The organism is uncultured Thiodictyon sp. (genome assembly GCA_903837595.1).
In the GTDB taxonomy this organism is placed as follows: Bacteria; Pseudomonadota; Gammaproteobacteria; order Chromatiales; family Chromatiaceae; genus Thiodictyon.
The window spans coordinates 1-1,728 of the sequence record CAILVI010000341.1 but is presented as its reverse complement, the minus strand read 5'-3'; the positions used below and the strand labels follow the sequence as shown (position 1 = coordinate 1,728).

1 protein-coding gene is annotated in these 1,728 nt (G+C 66.7%); it reads right to left on the bottom strand.

All coding sequences use genetic code 11. The features are described 5' to 3' along the window. Nucleotides 1–76 precede the first annotated feature (76 nt). Nucleotides 77–1,543, bottom strand: coding sequence for an IS66 family transposase (locus QZY44_RS19155; RefSeq protein WP_295449939.1), 1,467 nt, complete (start codon nucleotides 1,541–1,543; stop codon nucleotides 77–79). Between the last annotated feature and the right edge of the window lie 185 nt (nucleotides 1,544–1,728).

The window sequence follows — 1,728 nt, the reverse complement described above, 5'->3', positions numbered from 1 at the left end:
GGGTCCGGTTGCGACGGGCCGACCACCTTAACGTGTAAATGCCAAAATGAGAACTGCTGGCTACTCCCTGGCCGACTTACGCCAACCGGGGCATCGGCGGTTGACCTTGGAAGGTCAACACCAGGGCCTGATAGACGTCGGCGGACTGCTTGTGCAGGGTGGAGAGGTAGGAGCGGACGGTGGCGAACGCGTGCGCGCCCGCCTCAGAGCGGAAGCAGCCGGATACCTTCTGCTTGAGCTTGGGCATGCGCATATCACGTTCGCCGACGTTATTGTCGAAGGGGACGCGCAGGTCGGTGACAAACCGCATGACCTCGTCGCGGTGGTCCTGGAGGCGGGTGACCAGGTTGTGGGCTGGGGTTTGTTTGACCCGACGGCGACTGCCCGGGGGACCCGGACGGCGCGGGTGGTAGCGCGCACCCTCGGCGAGAATCGCATCGTAGCGGCGGAAGAGCTCAGCAATCGTGGCGGGCGAGAGCGCGCGCAGTCCGGCGTCGCGTGCGGCTTGGGTCACCTGATTGGCCTCAAGCAGCAGGTCGATGAGTCGTTGCGGCCAGGCGAGGCCTGGGTAGGTTTCGGTGACCGCGATCAACTCGCGCAGATGGTGGGCATTGCAGAAGGCATGCAGGCAGTCCAGTCCCAGGTAGGCGGCCCAGTGGTCATGCACCAAGATGCCCCGGAAGTTCGCGAGCAGGCCGATGGCGAGCAGCGCCTCACGGCCGCGCTTGGCATGCACGGCATAGAACGTGAGGGTGGCGGTGCACAGCACATGCAGCCACTGCAACGCCGTGCCGACGCGCATCCCGGTTTCGTCAGCATGCGCGACCACTTGGGCGACCAGCGCCTGGCCGATCTGCGCCACCGGCGCGGCCAGGCGCGCGGCGGCCTCCCGCCCCATGGCGACCAGGGTGCCGGGCGAGAGCGCAATCCCGGCCAAGGCCGTGAGCAGCTGCGCGGTGCGTTGATAGGGCAGCAGCTGGTAATGGGTTAGATACACGGCGAAGGCCGAGACCCCGGGGCCGTACTGCACGGGCGCCGCCACGCCCGCGGGGAAGGCGCTACGATGGCCTTGGCCGCAGGCACAGACACCCGCCACCGTCCGATACTCGGTGACCTCACGGCGGATCACCAGATCGATGACCTGGCGGCGCTCCGGCAGCGCTTCCACGTCCAGGCCGGCCAGATCACGACCGCAGGAACACGCTCCGGTCAGCGGGACCACGACGGTCTGTTCGGGGTGGTCGACCAACTCCCGGGTGACCCCCGGATGGTCCTTCTGTCCGCCCGGCTTGCGGCCACTCGACTGACGCTGGGAGCGCGGCGGTGGCTTCTTGAACGGCGGGTCGGTCGACGGCGGCTTGCTGGAATTGCGGCTGTTCTTGGCCAAGCGCGCTTCCAACTCTTCGACCCGCTGCTGGATCTGCGCGATCCGCCCCGCCTGCTCCGCCACGGTCGCGCACAGCGCCGCGTTCTCCGCCCGCAGGCGTGACAACTCGGCGTCTGGCGTCTCGGGAGAGTCGGTTGTGGGTAGCAACTCAGGCATGCTGAGAAGTTACAGCCTTAACGCGCTGTTTTCAAGTATGCTGAACAGTTACGCCACGTGAAGGGTGCCGGGCAAGGCGATTTGTATCTGACGTTTGAGGATTACGGTGAACCGGCAATGCCGGGGCCCGTAAGCCCGGCGGCGGGTGCAATTGGCGGCCACTGAAGTATTTCACCAGGCCGCGG